This window comes from Arthrobacter sp. P1_B9 (genome assembly GCF_056406495.1).
Window position 1 is genome coordinate 497,387 of sequence record NZ_JBFUAA010000001.1, and the last position, 16,699, is coordinate 514,085.

Annotated in this window: 13 protein-coding genes and 1 riboswitch; of the genes, 8 read left to right on the forward strand and 5 right to left on the reverse strand. The window is 68.2% G+C overall.

What is annotated here, in order from left to right; all coding sequences use genetic code 11:
- The first annotated feature begins 56 nt into the window (after window positions 1-56).
- From AC1D1A_RS02170 to AC1D1A_RS02180, 3 genes are all read left to right on the forward strand, one after another.
- Window positions 57-446, forward strand: coding sequence for a DUF488 domain-containing protein (locus AC1D1A_RS02170; RefSeq protein ID WP_476856916.1), 390 nt, complete (start codon window positions 57-59; stop codon window positions 444-446).
- Between the two features lie 27 nt (window positions 447-473).
- Window positions 474-1,265, forward strand: coding sequence for an SDR family oxidoreductase (locus tag AC1D1A_RS02175; protein WP_223917446.1), 792 nt, complete (start codon window positions 474-476; stop codon window positions 1,263-1,265).
- A gap of 172 nt (window positions 1,266-1,437) precedes the next feature.
- Window positions 1,438-2,532: a glycerophosphodiester phosphodiesterase gene (locus tag AC1D1A_RS02180; RefSeq protein ID WP_476856915.1), complete on the forward strand. Its 1,095-nt coding sequence runs from the start codon at window positions 1,438-1,440 to the stop codon at window positions 2,530-2,532.
- On the opposite strand, the gene AC1D1A_RS02185 is transcribed toward AC1D1A_RS02180, so the two are convergent.
- Window positions 2,529-3,590, reverse strand: a complete 1,062-nt coding sequence (locus AC1D1A_RS02185; protein ID WP_476858317.1) for an endonuclease/exonuclease/phosphatase family protein — start codon at window positions 3,588-3,590, stop codon at window positions 2,529-2,531. The genes AC1D1A_RS02180 and AC1D1A_RS02185 overlap by 4 nt on opposite strands.
- 444 nt (window positions 3,591-4,034) lie before the next feature.
- On the opposite strand from AC1D1A_RS02185, the gene ileS reads away from it, so the two are divergent.
- The 4 genes from ileS (at window position 4,035) to ndk (ending at window position 9,705) form a co-directional block, all read left to right on the forward strand.
- A complete protein-coding gene (ileS, locus tag AC1D1A_RS02190; RefSeq protein ID WP_476856913.1) occupies window positions 4,035-7,397 on the forward strand; it encodes an isoleucine--tRNA ligase in 3,363 nt (1,120 codons plus the stop codon).
- A 3-nt stretch (window positions 7,398-7,400) separates the two neighbouring features.
- Entirely contained in the window at window positions 7,401-8,759 is a 1,359-nt protein-coding gene (locus tag AC1D1A_RS02195) for a bifunctional folylpolyglutamate synthase/dihydrofolate synthase (protein ID WP_476858318.1), read from the forward strand.
- A gap of 3 nt (window positions 8,760-8,762) precedes the next feature.
- Window positions 8,763-9,218, forward strand: a complete 456-nt coding sequence (locus tag AC1D1A_RS02200; protein ID WP_476856911.1) for a DUF4233 domain-containing protein — start codon at window positions 8,763-8,765, stop codon at window positions 9,216-9,218.
- A gap of 73 nt (window positions 9,219-9,291) precedes the next feature.
- A complete protein-coding gene (ndk, locus tag AC1D1A_RS02205; protein ID WP_018773361.1) occupies window positions 9,292-9,705 on the forward strand; it encodes a nucleoside-diphosphate kinase in 414 nt (137 codons plus the stop codon).
- A gap of 142 nt (window positions 9,706-9,847) precedes the next feature.
- Here ndk and AC1D1A_RS02210 read toward each other — a convergent pair whose 3' ends face one another.
- The 4 genes from AC1D1A_RS02210 to AC1D1A_RS02225 form a co-directional block, all read right to left on the reverse strand.
- Window positions 9,848-10,468 carry a hypothetical protein gene (locus tag AC1D1A_RS02210; RefSeq protein WP_476947032.1) on the reverse strand — a complete coding sequence of 207 codons (621 nt, stop codon included), beginning with the start codon at window positions 10,466-10,468 and terminating at the stop codon, window positions 9,848-9,850.
- 41 nt (window positions 10,469-10,509) lie between these two features.
- Window positions 10,510-11,232: a dienelactone hydrolase family protein gene (locus tag AC1D1A_RS02215; protein ID WP_476947033.1), complete on the reverse strand. Its 723-nt coding sequence runs from the start codon at window positions 11,230-11,232 to the stop codon at window positions 10,510-10,512.
- Between the two features lie 64 nt (window positions 11,233-11,296).
- Window positions 11,297-11,842: a flavodoxin domain-containing protein gene (locus AC1D1A_RS02220; RefSeq protein WP_476856908.1), complete on the reverse strand. Its 546-nt coding sequence runs from the start codon at window positions 11,840-11,842 to the stop codon at window positions 11,297-11,299.
- A 165-nt stretch (window positions 11,843-12,007) separates the two neighbouring features.
- Window positions 12,008-12,679 (reverse strand): vitamin K epoxide reductase family protein, encoded by a 672-nt coding sequence (locus AC1D1A_RS02225; RefSeq protein ID WP_476858321.1) that lies wholly within the window; start codon window positions 12,677-12,679, stop codon window positions 12,008-12,010.
- A gap of 481 nt (window positions 12,680-13,160) precedes the next feature.
- On the opposite strand from AC1D1A_RS02225, the gene AC1D1A_RS02230 reads away from it, so the two are divergent.
- Window positions 13,161-16,448 carry an Rne/Rng family ribonuclease gene (locus tag AC1D1A_RS02230; protein WP_476947034.1) on the forward strand — a complete coding sequence of 1,096 codons (3,288 nt, stop codon included), beginning with the start codon at window positions 13,161-13,163 and terminating at the stop codon, window positions 16,446-16,448.
- A gap of 148 nt (window positions 16,449-16,596) precedes the next feature.
- Window positions 16,597-16,694: riboswitch (TPP riboswitch) on the forward strand.
- Window positions 16,695-16,699: the final 5 nt, after the last annotated feature.

Here is a 16,699-nt window from a genome sequence, read left to right on the forward strand (position 1 = left end):
GCGGCGGGATCTCCGGGTGTGGGCGCCGCCCAAGTAACGTGAAGTAGCATGCGCAGATGGGCAATTCTCAGGGTAATTCTGCCGGAACCTTCGTGATCAAGCGCATCTACGACGACCCTTCCGACGACGACGGCTGCCGGGTCCTGGTGGACCGGCTCTGGCCCCGCGGAGTCAGCAAGGAACGGGCCCACCTGGAGCTCTGGCTCAAGGACGTGGCACCGTCTGCACCGCTGCGCAAGGAATTCGGGCACATGCAGGAACGGTTCGCGGACTTCCGGGCGGCCTACGAAGCCGAGCTCGAGGGCAACCCGGCCGTGCAGACGCTGTACGGACTCGCGGCGGAGCACGGGAAAGTGACGCTGCTGTTCGGTGCACGGGACCCGGAGACCAACCATGCCCGGGTGCTGCAGGAGTTCCTGGAGCACGGCAGCAGCAGCAGGAAATGAGCCCGGCATTGCCGTTACTGTGGTGCCATGACTGAGGGAATCGACAACAACACACAAGAATTCACTGCAGCAGGAGCCAAAGCAGCAGTAGTCACCGGCGCCAGCACCGGAATCGGCGAGGCCACGGTGCGTGCGCTCCGCAAGGAAGGCTGGACCGTGTTCGCCGTCGCCCGCCGTGCCGACCGGCTCGAAGCGCTCGCCGCCGAAACCGGCGCCGTCGCCCTTCCCGCCGATGTGACCGACGACGCCGATGTGGCCCGGCTGCTCGATGAGGTGACCCGCGCCGGCGGCATCGACACGCTGATCAACATCGCCGGTGGTGCCCGCGGCGCCGACAAGGTCGCCGGGGCCAAAACCGAGGACTGGGAATGGATGTTCCAGGTCAACGTGCTGGGCAGCATGAAGCTGATCCGCGCGTTCCTGCCCATGCTGCGTGCCTGCGGCGAGGGAACCGTGCTGAACCTGACCTCCACGGCCGGGCTCGCGGCCTATGAGGGCGGCGGCGGCTACAACGCGGCCAAGTTCGCCCAGCACGCCCTGACCGGCGCCCTGCGGCTCGAAGAGGCCGAGCACAACCTCCGCGTGATCGAGGTGGCCCCCGGGCTGGTGCAGACCGAGGAATTCGCCCTGAACCGCCTCGGCGACCAGGACGCGGCGGCCAAGGTGTACCAGGGAGTCGAGAAGCCACTGACCGCCGAGGACGTGGCCGATGTGGTCCGCTACGCCGTCGTCGCGCCGCACCACATCAACCTGGACCAGATCGTGATCCGCCCGGTGGCGCAGGCGGCCAACTACAAGCTGATCCGCAAGAACCAGTAGGGCGGGGCCAGGAGCGGGGCCAAGGGCGGGGCAAGGGGCCGGGACATCCGGCTGCGACACCTGACGTTCACCGAGGCGTGGGGCGCAGGTCAGGCTGCGCTGGTCCGGAGTTGGCCGGGGTTGGGCAAGGTGGCGCATGCAACTGCACACCACCAGAGTGGAGAACTTTCCCATGCGAACCCCGACGAAGCTCGGCGCTGCCGTACTCAGCGCAGCCCTGCTCCTCGCCGCCGCTGCCCAGGCAAACGCTGCCCAGGCAAACGCCGCCCAGGCAAACGCCGCCGAGGCCCACGCGGCCGACACGAACCCCAACAGCCAGGGCAACCACTTTGACCTCGAGGCCCATCGAGGCGGCATCGGCTTGACTGTCGAGTCAACCCTGGCGTCCTTCGCCAAGGGGATCGAGACCGGCGTTTCCACCCTCGAACTGGACCTCCAGATCACCAAGGACGGCCACGAGGTCATCACCCACGACCGCAAGATCAGCGGCCAGAAGTGCCTGGATACGGCTCCTGTCACGCCGAACGACCCACAGTTCCCCTACGTGGGCAAATACATCAAGGACCTGACGTTCGCGCAGGTCCGCAGCCTGGACTGCGGCACCCTCACGCTGCCCCAGTTCCCGGGCCAGGTGGCCTCGCCGGGCGCCAAGATGCCCACGCTGGCCGAGGTCTTCGCCCTGGCGGACTCGCACCGCGCCAGCCAGGTGAAGTTCAACATCGAAACCAAGGTCGAGGCAGGGGCGCCGCAGGAAACGGCCCCGCGGGAGCAGTTCGTCGACGTCGCGCTCCGCGAAATCAAGGCCGCCCACATGCAGAGCCGCGTCTCAATCGAGAGTTTCGACTGGGGCTCACTGCGCCTGGTCCAGCAGCGCGATCCCCAGATCCGCACCGTGGCCCTGACCAACAAGGACTTCCTCCAGGCAGGCCAGCCCGGCAAGTCGCCGTGGCTGGGCGGCATCGACGCCGATGACTTCGGCGGTGACCTCGTCGCCGCAGCCTCGTCCCTGGGCTTCGACGCCATCTCTCCCGTGCACGGCACGCCGCAGGACGGCGCCGTGACGGATCCGGGCTATGTTCCCTACGTCACCGCCGACATGGTCCGCCGTGCCCATGCGGCAGGCATGCAGGTCATTCCGTGGACCGTTGATGACAAGCCCACCATGCGGGCGCTCATCGGTGCCGGCGTGGACGGGCTGATCACGGATTACCCGGACCGGCTCCGGGACGTGATGGCCGAGTCCGGCATGAAACTGCCGCGCAGCTAGTCCGCCGCGGGGACGGACAACGTGGCCAGGACCGCCGCGTGGTCCGTCCCGGCCACCGGCAGCACGGCATAGCCGCTGCTGCCCACCTGCGGGCTGGTCACGATGTGGTCGATCACCACGCCCGGCAGCGGGGGCCCGGCCATCGGCCAGGTCGGAACCAGCCGTGCCAGGGCGGCGGCGCCCGCGTCGACGCGGGGGCCGCCGGGCCCGGTGCCGTCAGGGCCCTGAAGGATCTGGCGGAACTCGGCGTGGTCGAGGGTGGCGTTGAAGTCGCCCAGCAGCAGCATGCTGCCGGGACGGGCGGCAAGGCGGCCCAGGGCAGCCAATTCACTCCGCCACTGCCCGGCCCGGCCCCACACCGGAGCCTTGGTGTGCACGTTGGTCACGGTGAGGGGGGCCGGCCGGCCGCCGGCGTCGAGCTCCAGCTGCACCGTTGGCATGTGGAAGGCGGAACCGTCCACGGAGTCCACCGGAATGATCGGGCGTGAGGAGTACACGGCGCCGCCGCCCGCGCCGTCCCTCGAGCGGCTGATCCGGTGCGGAAGCAGCGCGTCCAGCCCCTCCGCGTCCAGCCGTTTTTCCAGGTCCGGGGAGAGTTCCTGGACGGCGAGCAGCCCGACACCGTTTTCACGCACCAGCCGGACAACTTCCGCGGCGTCCGCCTGGCCTTTCCAGGCGTTGAGGCTCATGACCGTAAGTTCCGCCGTCGCCGCCGGGGCTGTGGACTGTGCCTGCCCCGTGCTCCGTTGCTCGCCAGGCAGCGAATCCGCCTGCCGGGGCAGAAGCCTGTCCGCCACCCGGTCCGGCGGGAACAGCCACAGCAGCTGGAGGGCCAGGAGGGCGCCGGCCGGGAGGGCCGCCCAGGGACGCCGCCCCGGCAGCGCGAGCAGGAGGGCCGCGCCCGCAGGGAGCGCGAACCAGGGCGTGAAGGCCACGAGCTGGACCACCGGGGCCGGCCAGGGCCCCGGGACCGCCCGGAAGATGGATACCACCGCAACGGGCGCGGCGCAGAGGACAGAGGACACCTGCCACCGGCGGCTGGCGCTGCGGCGCTTCACGGGTAGGCCCGGGGCGGCCGGGGGACGGTCATGGCATGAGTCTATGCAGTCGGACCGCCGGCGTCGCCCCTCACAGCGGAGTTAGTAGCTGTGAAATGCAGTCGCACTGCCCGTCACTGCAGCGGGGCAGTGAAACGCACTATTTTCTCCGGTACCATCGACGTAGCAGCTTTGACCCGGCCATCACCGGTGAGCTTCCGGAAGAACACCCTCGCGTGAGGTGGAGATTTAGTCGCCACGGTGCGTGCACGGGCCAGTAGAACCGGACGGGTAAGCCCGTCACAGCAGTAATGAGCGGCCGACGCCGGTGCAGAACCTTTCGCGAAGGGGAGCGGACCGGTGGCGGTAAGTGAGGTGGTACCGCGGTCCGTGGTGTCGGAAGACAACAGGGCCGTCCTCGCATCCTGAATGCATGTGTTCACCAGCTCAACCCAGGATGTCGAGATGACTTATTACCCCAAGGCCTCCGCCACAGGCGCCGGCTCCACCACCTCTGCGTCAAACGCGGCTTCCAACGCAGTTTCCAACACCTCCGGTGTGTCTGCCTCCGTGAAGTTCCCGGAGATCGAAGAGCGCATCCTCAAATACTGGGACCAGGACGGCACCTTCCAGGCGAGCATCGACCAGCGGGATGCTGGTCAGGACGGGTCCAACGAGTTCGTCTTCTACGACGGCCCGCCCTTCGCCAACGGCCTGCCGCACTACGGCCACCTCCTGACCGGCTACGCCAAAGACCTCGTGGGCCGCTACCAGACCCAGCGCGGCCGCCGCGTGGAGCGCCGCTTCGGCTGGGACACCCACGGCCTGCCCGCCGAGCTGGAAGCCATGAAGCAGTTGGGCATGACGGACAAGACCCAGATCGAGGCCATGGGCATCGACAAGTTCAACGACGCCTGCCGCGCCTCCGTCATGAAGTACGCCGACGAATGGAAGAGCTACGTCACCCGCCAGGCGCGCTGGGTGGACTTCGAAAACGACTATAAGACGCTCAACGTCGAGTACATGGAGTCCGTGCTCTGGGCCTTCAAGCAGCTGCACGAAAAAGGCCTGACCTACAACGGCTACCGCGTCCTGCCGTACTGCTGGAAGGACGAGACGCCGCTGTCCAACCATGAGCTGCGCATGGACGACGACGTCTACAAGAACCGCCAGGACCAGACCGTCACGGTCACGTTCCCCATCACGGCAGGGGACTCGGAGCTGTCCAGGCAGCTCGCCGGGGTACAGGCACTTGCCTGGACCACCACGCCCTGGACGCTGCCCACCAACCTGGCGCTCGCCGTCGGGCCCGACATCAGCTACGTGGTCCTGCCTGCCGGCCCGCACGGGATCAAGGCCGCGGCGGCCGACGCCCCCGTCACGGGCAGCTTCCTGCTGGCCGCGGACCTCCTGGCCGCCTACGCCAAGGACCTCGGCTACGGCGACGGGGCCGAGGGTGCCGCCGCCGCGGAAGCCGCGATCACCTCCCGCCACACCGGCGCCGAGCTCAACGGCTTGAGCTATGAGCCGCTCTGGGACTACTTCCACGACGCCGAAAAGTACGGCACCGAGAACGCCTGGCGCTTCCTCGTGGCCGACTATGTCACCACCACCGACGGCACCGGCATCGTCCACCAGGCCCCCGCTTACGGCGAAGACGACCAGAAGATCTGTGAAGAGGCCGGCATCCCCGTTGTCCTCTCGGTCGACGAAGGCGCAAAGTTCCTGCCGCTCTTCGGCCACGGCGACCTCGCCGAAATCGCCGGGCTGCAGGTATTCGAGGCCAACAAGCCCATCACCCAGGTGCTCCGCGCCCAGGGCCGCCTGGTCCGCCAGGCCAGCTACGAGCACAGCTACCCGCACTGCTGGCGCTGCCGCAACCCGCTGATCTACCGCGCCGTGTCCTCCTGGTACGTCGAGGTCACCAAGTTCAAGGACCGCATGTCCGAGCTCAACCAGGACATCAACTGGATCCCGGGCAACGTCAAGGACGGCCAGTTCGGCAAGTGGCTCGCCAACGCCCGCGACTGGTCCATCAGCCGCAACCGCTACTGGGGCAGCCCCATCCCCGTCTGGCAGTCCACCGACCCGGACTACCCGCGCACCGACGTCTACGGCTCCCTGGCCGAGATCGAGGCCGACTTCGGCCGCCTGCCGCTGAACAAGGCCGGCCAGGTGGACCTGCACCGGCCGTTCATCGACGAGCTCACCCGCCCGAACCCGGATGACCCCCGCACTCCGGAAGAAGGCCAGTCCGTGATGCGCCGCGTCGAGGACGTCCTGGACGTCTGGTTCGACTCCGGTTCCATGCCCTACGGCCAGGTCCACTACCCGTTCCAGAACGAGGAATGGTTCGACACGCACAACCCGGCGGACTTCATCGTCGAGTACATCGGCCAGACCCGCGGCTGGTTCTACATGCTGCACATCCTTTCCACCGCGCTGTTCGACCGTCCGGCCTTCCGCAACGTCATCAGCCACGGCATCGTGCTGGGTTCGGACGGGCAGAAGATGTCCAAGAGCCTGCGCAACTACCCGGACGTCTCCGAGGTCCTGGACCGCGACGGCTCCGACGCCATGCGCTGGTTCCTGATGTCCAGCCCGATCCTGCGCGGCGGCAACCTCGTGGTCACCGAGCAGGGCATCCGCGACGGCGTCCGCCAGGTCATCCTGCCGCTGTGGAACGTTTACAGTTTCTTCACGCTGTACACGAACGCGGCAGATGGCGGGCGCGGGTACGACGCGAAGCTCCGCTACGACGGCTACGCCGACACCCTGGACCAGTACCTCATGGCCAACACCGGGGACCTGGTCCGGAACATGACCGCCCAGCTGGACAGCTACGACATCTCCGGCGCCTGCGACGAGCTGCGCAGCTACCTGGACATGCTCACCAACTGGTACGTCCGCCGCAGCCGCCAGCGCTTCTTCGACGAGAGTGTGGACGCCTTCGACGCGCTCTACACCGCGCTGGAGACCGTCACCCGCGTGGCCGCCTCTCTGCTGCCGCTGATCTCCGAGGAGATCTGGCGCGGCCTCACCGGCGGGCGTTCCGTGCACCTGGCCGACTGGCCGGATGCCGGACTGTTCCCGGCCAACCCGGGCCTGGTCGAGGCGATGGACCGGGTGCAGCAGATCTGCTCCACCGGCTCCTCGCTGCGCAAGGCCGCGAACCTGCGCGTGCGCCTGCCGCTGCAGGAACTCACGGTCGTGGCACCGGGCGCGGACGCGCTGGGCGGCTTCGCCGCCGTCGTCGCCGATGAACTGAACCTGCGCTCGGTCCGCCTGCTGGACGCCGAGAGCGCCTCCCCGGAGGAGTTCGGCATCGAGCAGAAGCTCGTGGTCAATGCCCGGGCCGCCGGCCCGCGCCTGGGCAAGAACGTCCAGCAGGCCATCAAGGGCTCCAAGTCCGGCGACTGGTCGGTCAGCGACGCCGGGGTGGTCACCGCCGGCGGCCTCGACCTCGAACCGCAGGAGTACACCCTGGAAACCGTCGTGGCCGAGGCCGCGGAAGGCGAAGGCTCACGCGCGGCCGCCGTGCTTCCCGGCGGCGGCTTCGTGGTCCTCAACACCGAGGTCACCCCGGAGCTGGAGGCCGAGGGCCTGGCCCGTGACATGGTCCGCGCCATCCAGCAGGCCCGCAAGGACGCCGGACTCAATGTCAGCGACCGGATCAGCACGTCCGTCACGGCGAAGCAGGACGTCGTCGAGGCGCTGCTGGCCAACGCGGAGCTGGTCAAGACCGAAACCCTGACCGTCGAGCTGGAAACCCTGGCGGCCGACATCAAGGACCCGCAGGTCAGCGTTGCCAAGAAAGTTGGAGCCTAAACCATGACCGATGAATTCTCCGTTGAAAGCGTCTACGCCGAGCTCCTGGGCCGGGCGCCGGAAAACAAAATGGAGCCGCGGCTCGCCCCGCTGCACCGGGCCATGGAAATCCTGGGGGAGCCGAACAAGGCGTTCCCGATCATCCACGTCACCGGCACCAACGGCAAGACCTCCACGGCCCGGATGATCGAGGCCGGGCTGCGCGCCCACGGCCTGAGCACCGGCCGCTACACGAGCCCGCACCTGTCCAAGGTCACCGAGCGGATCAGCATCGACGGCGCCCCGGTGCCGGATGAGACGTTCGTCCGGATCTGGGACGAGATCCGTCCCTACCTGCAGATCGTGGACGGCGAACTCGAGGCGGCGGGCCAGCCCCGGCTGACCTACTTCGAGTGCCTGACCATCCTGGGCTTCGCGGTCTTCGCTGACCAGCCGGTCAACGTCGCCGTGATCGAAGTGGGCCTGGGCGGCATCACCGACGCCACGAACGTCGGCGATGGCCAGGTGGCCGTCATCACCCCGATCTCGCTGGACCACACCGATCTGCTGGGCGACACCACCGGGGACATCGCCTACGAGAAGGCCGGCATCATCAAGCCCGGCAGCTTCCTCATCAGCGCGGCGCAGCCGGTCGACGCGGCCCAGGTCCTGCTGGAAAAGGCCAAAGAGGTCAACGTGCCGTTCCGCTTCGAGGGCGTGGAGTTCGGCGTCGAATCCCGCACCGTCGCGGTCGGCGGCCAGATGGTCACCATCCAGGGCATCGCCGGACGCTACGAGGACCTGCTGGTGCCGCTGCACGGCGCGCACCAGGCCGAGAACGCCGCCGTCGCCATTGCCGCGCTGGAAGCGTTCTTTGGCGGGGAAAAGGCGATCGACGCCGAGATCCTGCAGGAGGCCTTCGCCTCCGTCACCTCCCCGGGTCGGCTTGAGGTGGTCCGCACCGCGCCGACCATCATCGTGGACGCGGCCCACAACCCGGAGGGCATCCGGGTCTCCGCCGAGGCCATCCACGAGGCCTTCAACTTCACCAAGCTGGTGGTGGTGGTCGGCGTGCTGCGGGAGAAGGATGCCGAGGAGATCCTGCGCCAGCTCAAGGAATCCCTGGGCGGCCTCGCCACCGAATACTGCTTCACCCAGTCCAACTCGCCCCGGGCCGTCCCGGCCGAGGACCTGGCCGAAATCGCGGTTGACCTGGGCTTCGGCGAGGAGAACATCCACGTCGCCGGGAAGCTCGATGATGCCCTCGAATGGGCCGTGGAACGGGCCGAAGCCGATGACGAGCCCGCCGGCGGGGTCCTCGTGACCGGTTCCATCACGCTCGTCGCGGACGCCCGGATCCTGCTCGGAAAGGCGGACGCTTAAGCGATGGCGAAGCTCACCAAAGCCCAACGCGAATGGCGCCCGGGCATGCCCAAAAAACGACGGTCGACGAAGGTCATGTTCGCCTCCACGGTCCTGCTGCTGGAAGCGTTCGTGGTGCTCTTCGGCACACTGGCCGTCTTTGGACTGCACCGGAACGAATACCCTGCGGCCCTGGTCTTCTCGGTCGGGATCGGCCTGTGCCTGGTCTTCGTCTTCACGTGCGCTGTCCTCTCGAAGCCGTGGGGAGTGGCCCTGGGCTGGGTCCTGCAGCTCGTGCTGATCCTGGGCGGCATCGTGGAACCGGCGATGTACCTCGTCGGCGCGCTCTTCGCCGTGGCGTGGTGGTACGGGATCCGGACCGGCATCCGGATTGACCGGGAAGCTGCCCAGCGGGAGCGCGAGCAAGCTGACTGGGATGCGGCCCACCCCCAGGGCCCCGCGCCGGGAAAGAGCGCCTGAACCTCCATCCCGGGCACCTGGCCCGAACCCCGTAGACTTGACCCAAATCCCACCCCAACACATTGGAGCAGCTGTGAGCATTGAGCGCACCCTCGTCCTGATCAAGCCCGACGGCGTCGCCCGCAACCTGTCCGGCGCCATCCTGAGCCGGATCGAAGCCAAGGGCTACACCCTGGCCGAGCTCAAGAAAGTCGACGCAAGCCGCGAACTGCTGGAGCAGCACTACGAGGAGCACGTCGGCAAGCCGTTCTACGAGCCGCTGGTTGAGTTCATGCTCAGCGGCCCCGTGGTCGCCGCGATCTTCGAGGGCCACCGCGTGATCGAGGGCTTCCGCACCCTCGCCGGCACCACGGACCCGACGACGGCGGCGCCCGGTACCATCCGCGGCGACTTCGGCCGCGACTGGGGCCTGAAGGTCCAGCAGAACCTGGTCCACGGCTCGGATTCGGCGGAATCCGCCGAGCGCGAGATCAAGATCTGGTTCTAGCCCGAATTTCGGGACGCCCTCCGCCAGCGAGGGGACGGTTAAGGCCAATGTTCGTACCGGACATTGGCCTTAACCGTCCCCTCGCCGTTTGGGACCTCGCGGCGGGTGGGGCTTCGCTGCGTGCTCCGGGTCCGGAGACCTCTCATCGGCTGGCGAGGCGCACTAGATTCGAGAACTGACGGGTCTGCATGACCCAGTGCGCGGGCTCCAGCATGGTGATGCTCAGGATGGGTTGCAGCCATTGTGGCTGTAGCGACCAGTAGCCGCTGACTACCAGCCGGGTGCGCTCACCCGCGGCCTCCCGCAGGTGGAATCCCCAGAGCGAGTCGGTGCAATAGCGCGGCCGGGTTCGTGCCGGGTCGAAGGGACGCCCGCGGAGATCGACCGACATACGCAGGCCCAGGAACCTCTCGGGTTCAAGCGCCGCGACCGCCCACCACTCGCTGCCGTCGGGCTTCGCCGCCAGACGGTCACCGATGGCGATGTCCTGCCACTCCGGATGGATGCGCCCTGCGCTGCGGCGCCCGAAGTTGTCGAGACGGTCCCAGCTGTACCAGCCGGCGCGATCCGTTCCCATCTGCACCAGCCAGGGCCACACGCGGGAAGGGGGCGCATCGATGGTCACCGCCATGGTCGCGCTTCGGGTGCTGCCCGGAATCAACCCGGCGCCCGGGTAAGGTCCCCGCGCTTCGTCAACGGTCGCACCCCAGCGAAGCAGGCGTGGCCGCGCAACGGCCAGGTAGCCGGTGGTGAAAACGGCCACGGCACCCGCTGCCAGCAGGGATCCCCTCGGTGCAGGGTGCATCATCGCGCTTCCCCCTCAGTGATCAGGTGTTCCCGGAAGAACCCGAGGATGCGCAGGCGCGCGTCCTCGGCGGAGGGCTCGTGGTAACCGGCAGCGACCAGCTTCGCGAGCAACTTGTCCCCGAACGTGAGGTCCGACGGGCCATGCCTGTTGAGGAAGCCGTGACCGGCGTCTGGATAGACCTTGATGTCATGCTCTATTCCGGCCTCGGCGAGCAGCGGCTCCAGACGCGCCGGCACCTTGCGCACTCCGGGCCAGCGGTCCCTGGCGCCGTAGCTGCCAACGATGGGGCAGGCCCGGGGCATTGCGCGGGCAGTCCCGTCATCGAGTCCACCGTAGTTGACGCTTGCCGCGGCGAAGTCATGGTCCGGGGCCAGCATGAGGGCGAACCCGCCGCCCATACAGAAGCCGATCACGCCGATCCGGCCGGTGCAGCCGTCCTGTCCGGCCAGCCACGCGCGGGTGAGGTCCAGGTCGCCGAGGGGCCGCCAGCCGCGGATGAGGGACCACAAGCAGGCTCTCCTGCTGCCCCAGTAAAACAGGTCAGGCGCCACGGCGAGGAACCCCTCGCCGGCCAGCCAGTCGGCCTGGTCTCTGGTGTCACGGCTCAGGCCGAGTGCGTCATGGATGACGACGACGCCGGGCCACGGACCGGTACCGGCCGGCGTCGCCGCGTAGGCAGGCATGTCCCCTCGTTCGGCGTGAATGTTCACAACGGTCATGGGTCCTCCCGTGCACGCCCCACCGCGCCGGGCGCCGCGGCCGGGATGTGCAGTCCCGACGGCATTAGCCTGTGATGCTGCCTGAAGACGTGGACGAAGCAGGTTTAGCGAGTTGGGCCGTAATCTGATCCGTCCATTCGTCGACTGCCGCCCAGTCCCGCAAATCCCCAAATCGGCCGCCGGTGAGCCGGAACAACACCCGGAGCGGTGCCGGCATCTGGCCTGCCTGGTAGACGCCGGAGAAGAGTTTGTGGCCTCGAAGTGGAACTTCTTTGATCAGGACTTCTGCCAGACGTTCCTGTTGCAGTGCCGCGCCGCGCCGGCGTATGGGCTTGGGCAGCGCATCCGCCATCCCTACACTGAAGGCCCAGACCGGCCGACTGGCCAGCTCGCGGGCGTGGTGTTTGAAGAACAGCAAAGCCGGGGGCAGCCAGGCCTGGTTGTGGACGGCGCTGCCGACGACGACAGCCTCATAGCGGGAGAGGGCCCCGACGTCCTCCACGGACCGGCACTCTACCTCGCCCAGTGCACCCGCCATGCGGGATGCCATATGTTGTGCCATCTCCCGGGTGGAGCCCAGGGCGCTTGCGTAGGCAATTAGAACAGTCATCAAGAGGCCTCCGGTCTTCCTTCCTCCAGCCTTATGTAACCTGCGCGCGCGGGGTCGTGCCATAAGTCCCGACATGGGCCCGGACCCTCTCACCGAAGAGACGGCTAAGGCCAATGCCCGGCGCGAGCATTGGCCTTAACTGTCTCTTCGATGCGGTTGGGGCGTTTAGTAGCCGGAGGTTCCGATGAAAACCTGGATGAAGGCGAAGAAGATCGTCGCGACGACGGCGACGTACAGCAGCGCCGTCATGATCCAGCCGGAGTCGCCGATCACCTTGGTGGGACCGGCGGGCAGGGCAATCACGCCGTGGGAGATGTTCCGGACGCTCACCCAGACGAACAGCGGGATCATCACGGCCCAGACGATCATGCAGAACGGGCAGAGGATGTGGATGGCGTACAGGGCCTGGGACCAGAGCCAGACCACGAACGCGAAGCCCAGCGTCACGCCCGCCTGGAGCCCCAGCCAATACCACCGGGAAAACCGGGCGCCGGCGAGGATACCCATGGCCGTGGTGATGATCACGGCGAAGGCGACGATTCCGATGAACATATTGGGGAAGCCGAACACGGAACTCTGCGGTGTCTGCATGACCTGGCCGCAGGAGATCCACGGGTTCACGTCGCAGACCGTGACGTGGTTCGGGTCCTTCAGGACCTCCAGCTTCTCCAGCACCAGGGCCCCGGATGCGAGCCAGCCGATGACGCCGGTGATCAGCAGGAGCCAGGCGAACGGGCGGTCGCGGGTCATCGTGGGAAGGGGCCGCGCCGCGGGGGCCGGGCCGGAACCCGGTTGGTGCACGGTCGCGTCGCCGGCGGTGCTGGAGATGCTGGGCATGGAAATTGAGTCCTTTTTAGTCGTCTTGACCGGGTGCTTCTTGCCCCGATTGTAACGCCGGAGGCTGAGCAGCGCCGGAGAACGGCCCCGGCCGCCGCGCCCGGCCGCACCTGTTGCACTTCCGGCCCCGCCTGCCCCTGCTTTCACGGCTCCTGTGAGACAATGATCGTGGCTGGAACCCGATCCACATCCGGATTCCGGTCCGGCGATTTTGTTTCAAGACCGCCAATGATGAGCAGGGAGCTGCGGATCCTCTGATTCCAGCTGTCCCGCAATGCCATTGGACGGCACCTGGTTGTGGCGTGTAGGTCAACGGGTTCCAAAACAATCTCGCCGGCCCTCCAGGGCTGCCGCACCCCACTGCCGGTGCGAACCTGAGGGTATCCAATTGACTTCTGTCAATGCCTGCGGGTGTTGACGCATATTTGCCCCAAGGGGCGCCGAATGTGGCGGCGCATCAGGGGCAGGAGTGTCGCCACATATGGATAATGACCAGGTAGTAGCCGGAAACGAAGAACTAGTAGTCACCGGGGAAGCGCAGGGAACTGCTGAAGCAGAGGCTCCGGTAGCGCCGAAGAGGGCCGTACGGACCCGCCGGAAGGCGCCCGTCGCCAAGGTCAACGCCGCGGAGGCGGCCGAGGCTGTCGCCGAAGCCGCGGCCCTGGCCGACGCGGCCGGTTCAGATGAGCCCGTCCGGGGCCGCCGTAAGCCGGCCAACGTCGAAGCAGCCGGATCTGAAACTGTTGAACCCGAAGCTGCTGTATCTGAAACTGCTGTATCTGAAACTGCTGCCGCCGGGACTCCGGCCAAGGCGCCCGCGCGGCGCACCCGGACCCGGAAAGCTGTAGCAGCCCCGGAACCGTTGCCTGCCTTCGCCGGCGACGCCGAAGCCGGCGCACCTGCCGCGGCTGAGGCCCCCGCAGCAGCTGGCACTGACGCAGCTGCCGCCGCAGAAGCCCCCGCACAAACGGCCGCAGAGACGGTTGCAGAGAAGCCGGTCCGCCGCCGTGCCAGCCGTGCCAAGGCCGCCCCGAAGGCCGAAGAAGCGCCCGCGGCAGTACTCCCGGCCGAAGAAGCCGCCGCGGCGGAAGCACCCACCGCGGAAACCGCCGCAGCCCAGCCCGAAGAGCCGGAAGCCCGCCCCGAGGAAAGCCCGGCCGCGTCGCTGTTCATGGAACCGGGTGCCCTCACTTCCGTCATCTTCCAGGCCCCGGACCTGAGCACTGTGGTGCGTCCGGCCCCCGTTGCCGCCGCAGCAGCTGAGCCCGAGGACGAGGAAGGCGACGAGGACGAGGACGCCGGCAACCGCCGTCGGCGCCGCAGCCGCGGCCGGCGCGGCCGCACCCGCACCTCTGCCGAGTCCGACACCGAGTCGGAAGGCACCGAAGAAGAGGGCGACGAAGGCTCCGAGTTGATCCTTGAAGACGGTGTGACCTCCCGCCGCCGCCGCCGCCGTCGCCGTGGAGACCAGGACCTCGAGCTGACCGGCGGGGAAGGCGACGATCCGCCCAACACGGTGACCCGCGTCCGTGCGCCGCGTGCCATGGCCGAGGCGCCGGTGAACAACCGCGTCACATCCGTCAAGGGCTCCACCCGCCTGGAAGCCAAGAAGCAGCGCCGCCGCGAATCCCGCGACACCGGCCGCCGCCGTACCGTCATCACCGAGGCCGAGTTCCTGGCCCGCCGCGAGTCCGTGGACCGCCAGATGATCGTCCGCCAGCGCGACGACAGAATCCAGATCGGTGTCCTTGAAGACGGCGTCCTGGCCGAGCACTTCGTGTCCAAGACCCAGCAGGACTCCCTGATCGGCAACGTCTACCTGGGCAAGGTCCAGAACGTGCTGCCCTCTATGGAGGCCGCTTTCGTGGACATCGGCCGCGGCCGCAACGCCGTGCTCTACGCCGGTGAAGTGAACTGGGAGTCCGTCAACCTCGAGGGCAAGCAGCGCCGCATCGAGAACGCGCTGAAGTCCGGCGACTCCGTGCTGGTCCAGGTCACCAAGGACCCGGTCGGCCACAAGGGCGCCCGTCTCACCAGCCAGATCTCGCTGCCCGGCCGGTACCTCGTGTACGTGCCCGGCGGTTCCATGACCGGCATCTCCCGCAAGCTGCCCGACGTCGAACGCAACCGCCTCAAGCGGATCCTCAAGGACCGCCTGCCCGAGGACGCGGGCGTCATTGTCCGCACCGCGGCCGAGGGAGCTTCCGAGGAAGAGCTGACGCACGACATCAACCGCCTCCGCGCGCAGTGGGAAGGCATCGAGAGCCAGTCGACGTCCACCAGGATCCTCGCCCCCGAGCTGCTCTACGGCGAACCTGACCTGACCATCAAGGTGGTCCGGGACGTCTTCAACGAGGACTTCTCCAAGCTGATCGTCTCCGGCGAGGAAGCCTGGGACACCATCGAGGCCTACGTCACCTACGTCGCGCCGGACCTCGTGGGCCGGCTCGAGAAGTGGACCAAGGACACGGACATCTTCGCGGCCTGGCGCATCGACGAGCAGATCCACAAGGCCCTGGACCGGAAGGTCTTCCTGCCCTCGGGCGGTTCGCTCGTGATCGACCGCACCGAAGCCATGACCGTGGTGGACGTCAACACCGGCAAATTCACCGGCTCCGGCGGCAACCTCGAGGAAACCGTCACCAAGAACAACCTGGAAGCGGCCGAGGAAGTCGTCAGGCAGCTGCGCCTGCGCGACATTGGCGGCATCATCGTGATCGACTTCATCGACATGGTGCTCGAATCCAACCGCGACCTCGTGCTGCGCCGCATGGTGGAGTGCCTGGGCCGGGACCGGACTAAACACCAGGTGGCCGAGGTGACCTCGCTGGGCCTCGTGCAGATGACCCGCAAGCGGATGGGCACCGGGCTGCTGGAAGTCTTCGGCGAACAGTGCGAAACATGTGCGGGCCGCGGCATCGTCACCCACGACGAGCCGGTGGAGCACCGCCGCGCCAACACGGTCGCCGCGGAGCACTATGTGCCGCGCACCGAGGCGCAGCCTGCTGCCCGCCCGGAACGCAAGAGCCGTCGCCGCGGCCGGGGAGGCCAGGGCGGAGAGACCGCGCCGGCCGCACCCGCGCCCGTCCACGCCGAACCCACCGAGGCCGAACGCCACGCCAAGGCCGAGGCCACCCGTGCCGCGCTGGCCAACATCGCTGCCGCCGCGCACGCCGCGCACCTGCACGACGGGGAGGCAGCCGCAGCCAGCGACGCCGGGGCCCGCCAGGCCGCCGTCGACGCCGTCACGCAGCTCGCAGCCGCCGACGAGGCAGCCGGCCGCCCCGCAACGGTGCTGACGTTTGGCGGCGAGCAGGTGGCCCTGCCCTTCGTCGAGCACGCGGAGGACGCGCCGTCACCGGCCCTGACCCTGGACCTGCTGACCGAGGCCTTCGCAAACCTGGGCGAAGCCGAGGCCGGCAAGCCGGACCAGGCCGCCGGCCTGGCGGCCGGTCAGGCAGCAGCTGTTGCCGCACCGGAAGCCACGGCGCCCGAGGCGCCGTCGGCCGTCCGCGCTGCGGAGGCGCCGGCGTCACGCACAGCTGACACCACGACGCTGCGCGGCCGCCGCGGGCGCCGCAACCGGAGTGCCAGCCGCGCCCAGGGCGCAGCCAACGAAACCTCCGTGGAGCACCGCGAGGCAACCCGGCCGGCCGCGGCCGGATCGGTCCACGAGGCCAAGGCTCCCGCTGCGGCCGGGCCTGCGTCCATCCCGGCCGGCAACGAGCCGATCATCCTCGGCGTCGGCGTGCCGGCGTCGGAGCTGTAGTCCTCCGCGACTGACCACGTCCCCGTCCGGTCATTATTTCGACTGGTCGGGCCGCGGGTCCGGGTCAGGGCAGACGTAACATACGTCCGCCCGGGCCCGGGCCCGCTCGTGCGTTAACGGGTCCTCCGGGTGGCAAGGGCTAGGCTGGAACACTGACACGGGGTGCCGGGCATCGGGCCGGCTGAGATCCAGACCCGTTGAACCTGTCCGGTTAGCACCGGCGAAGGGATGTCTTCCTTGTCCGCGAAATC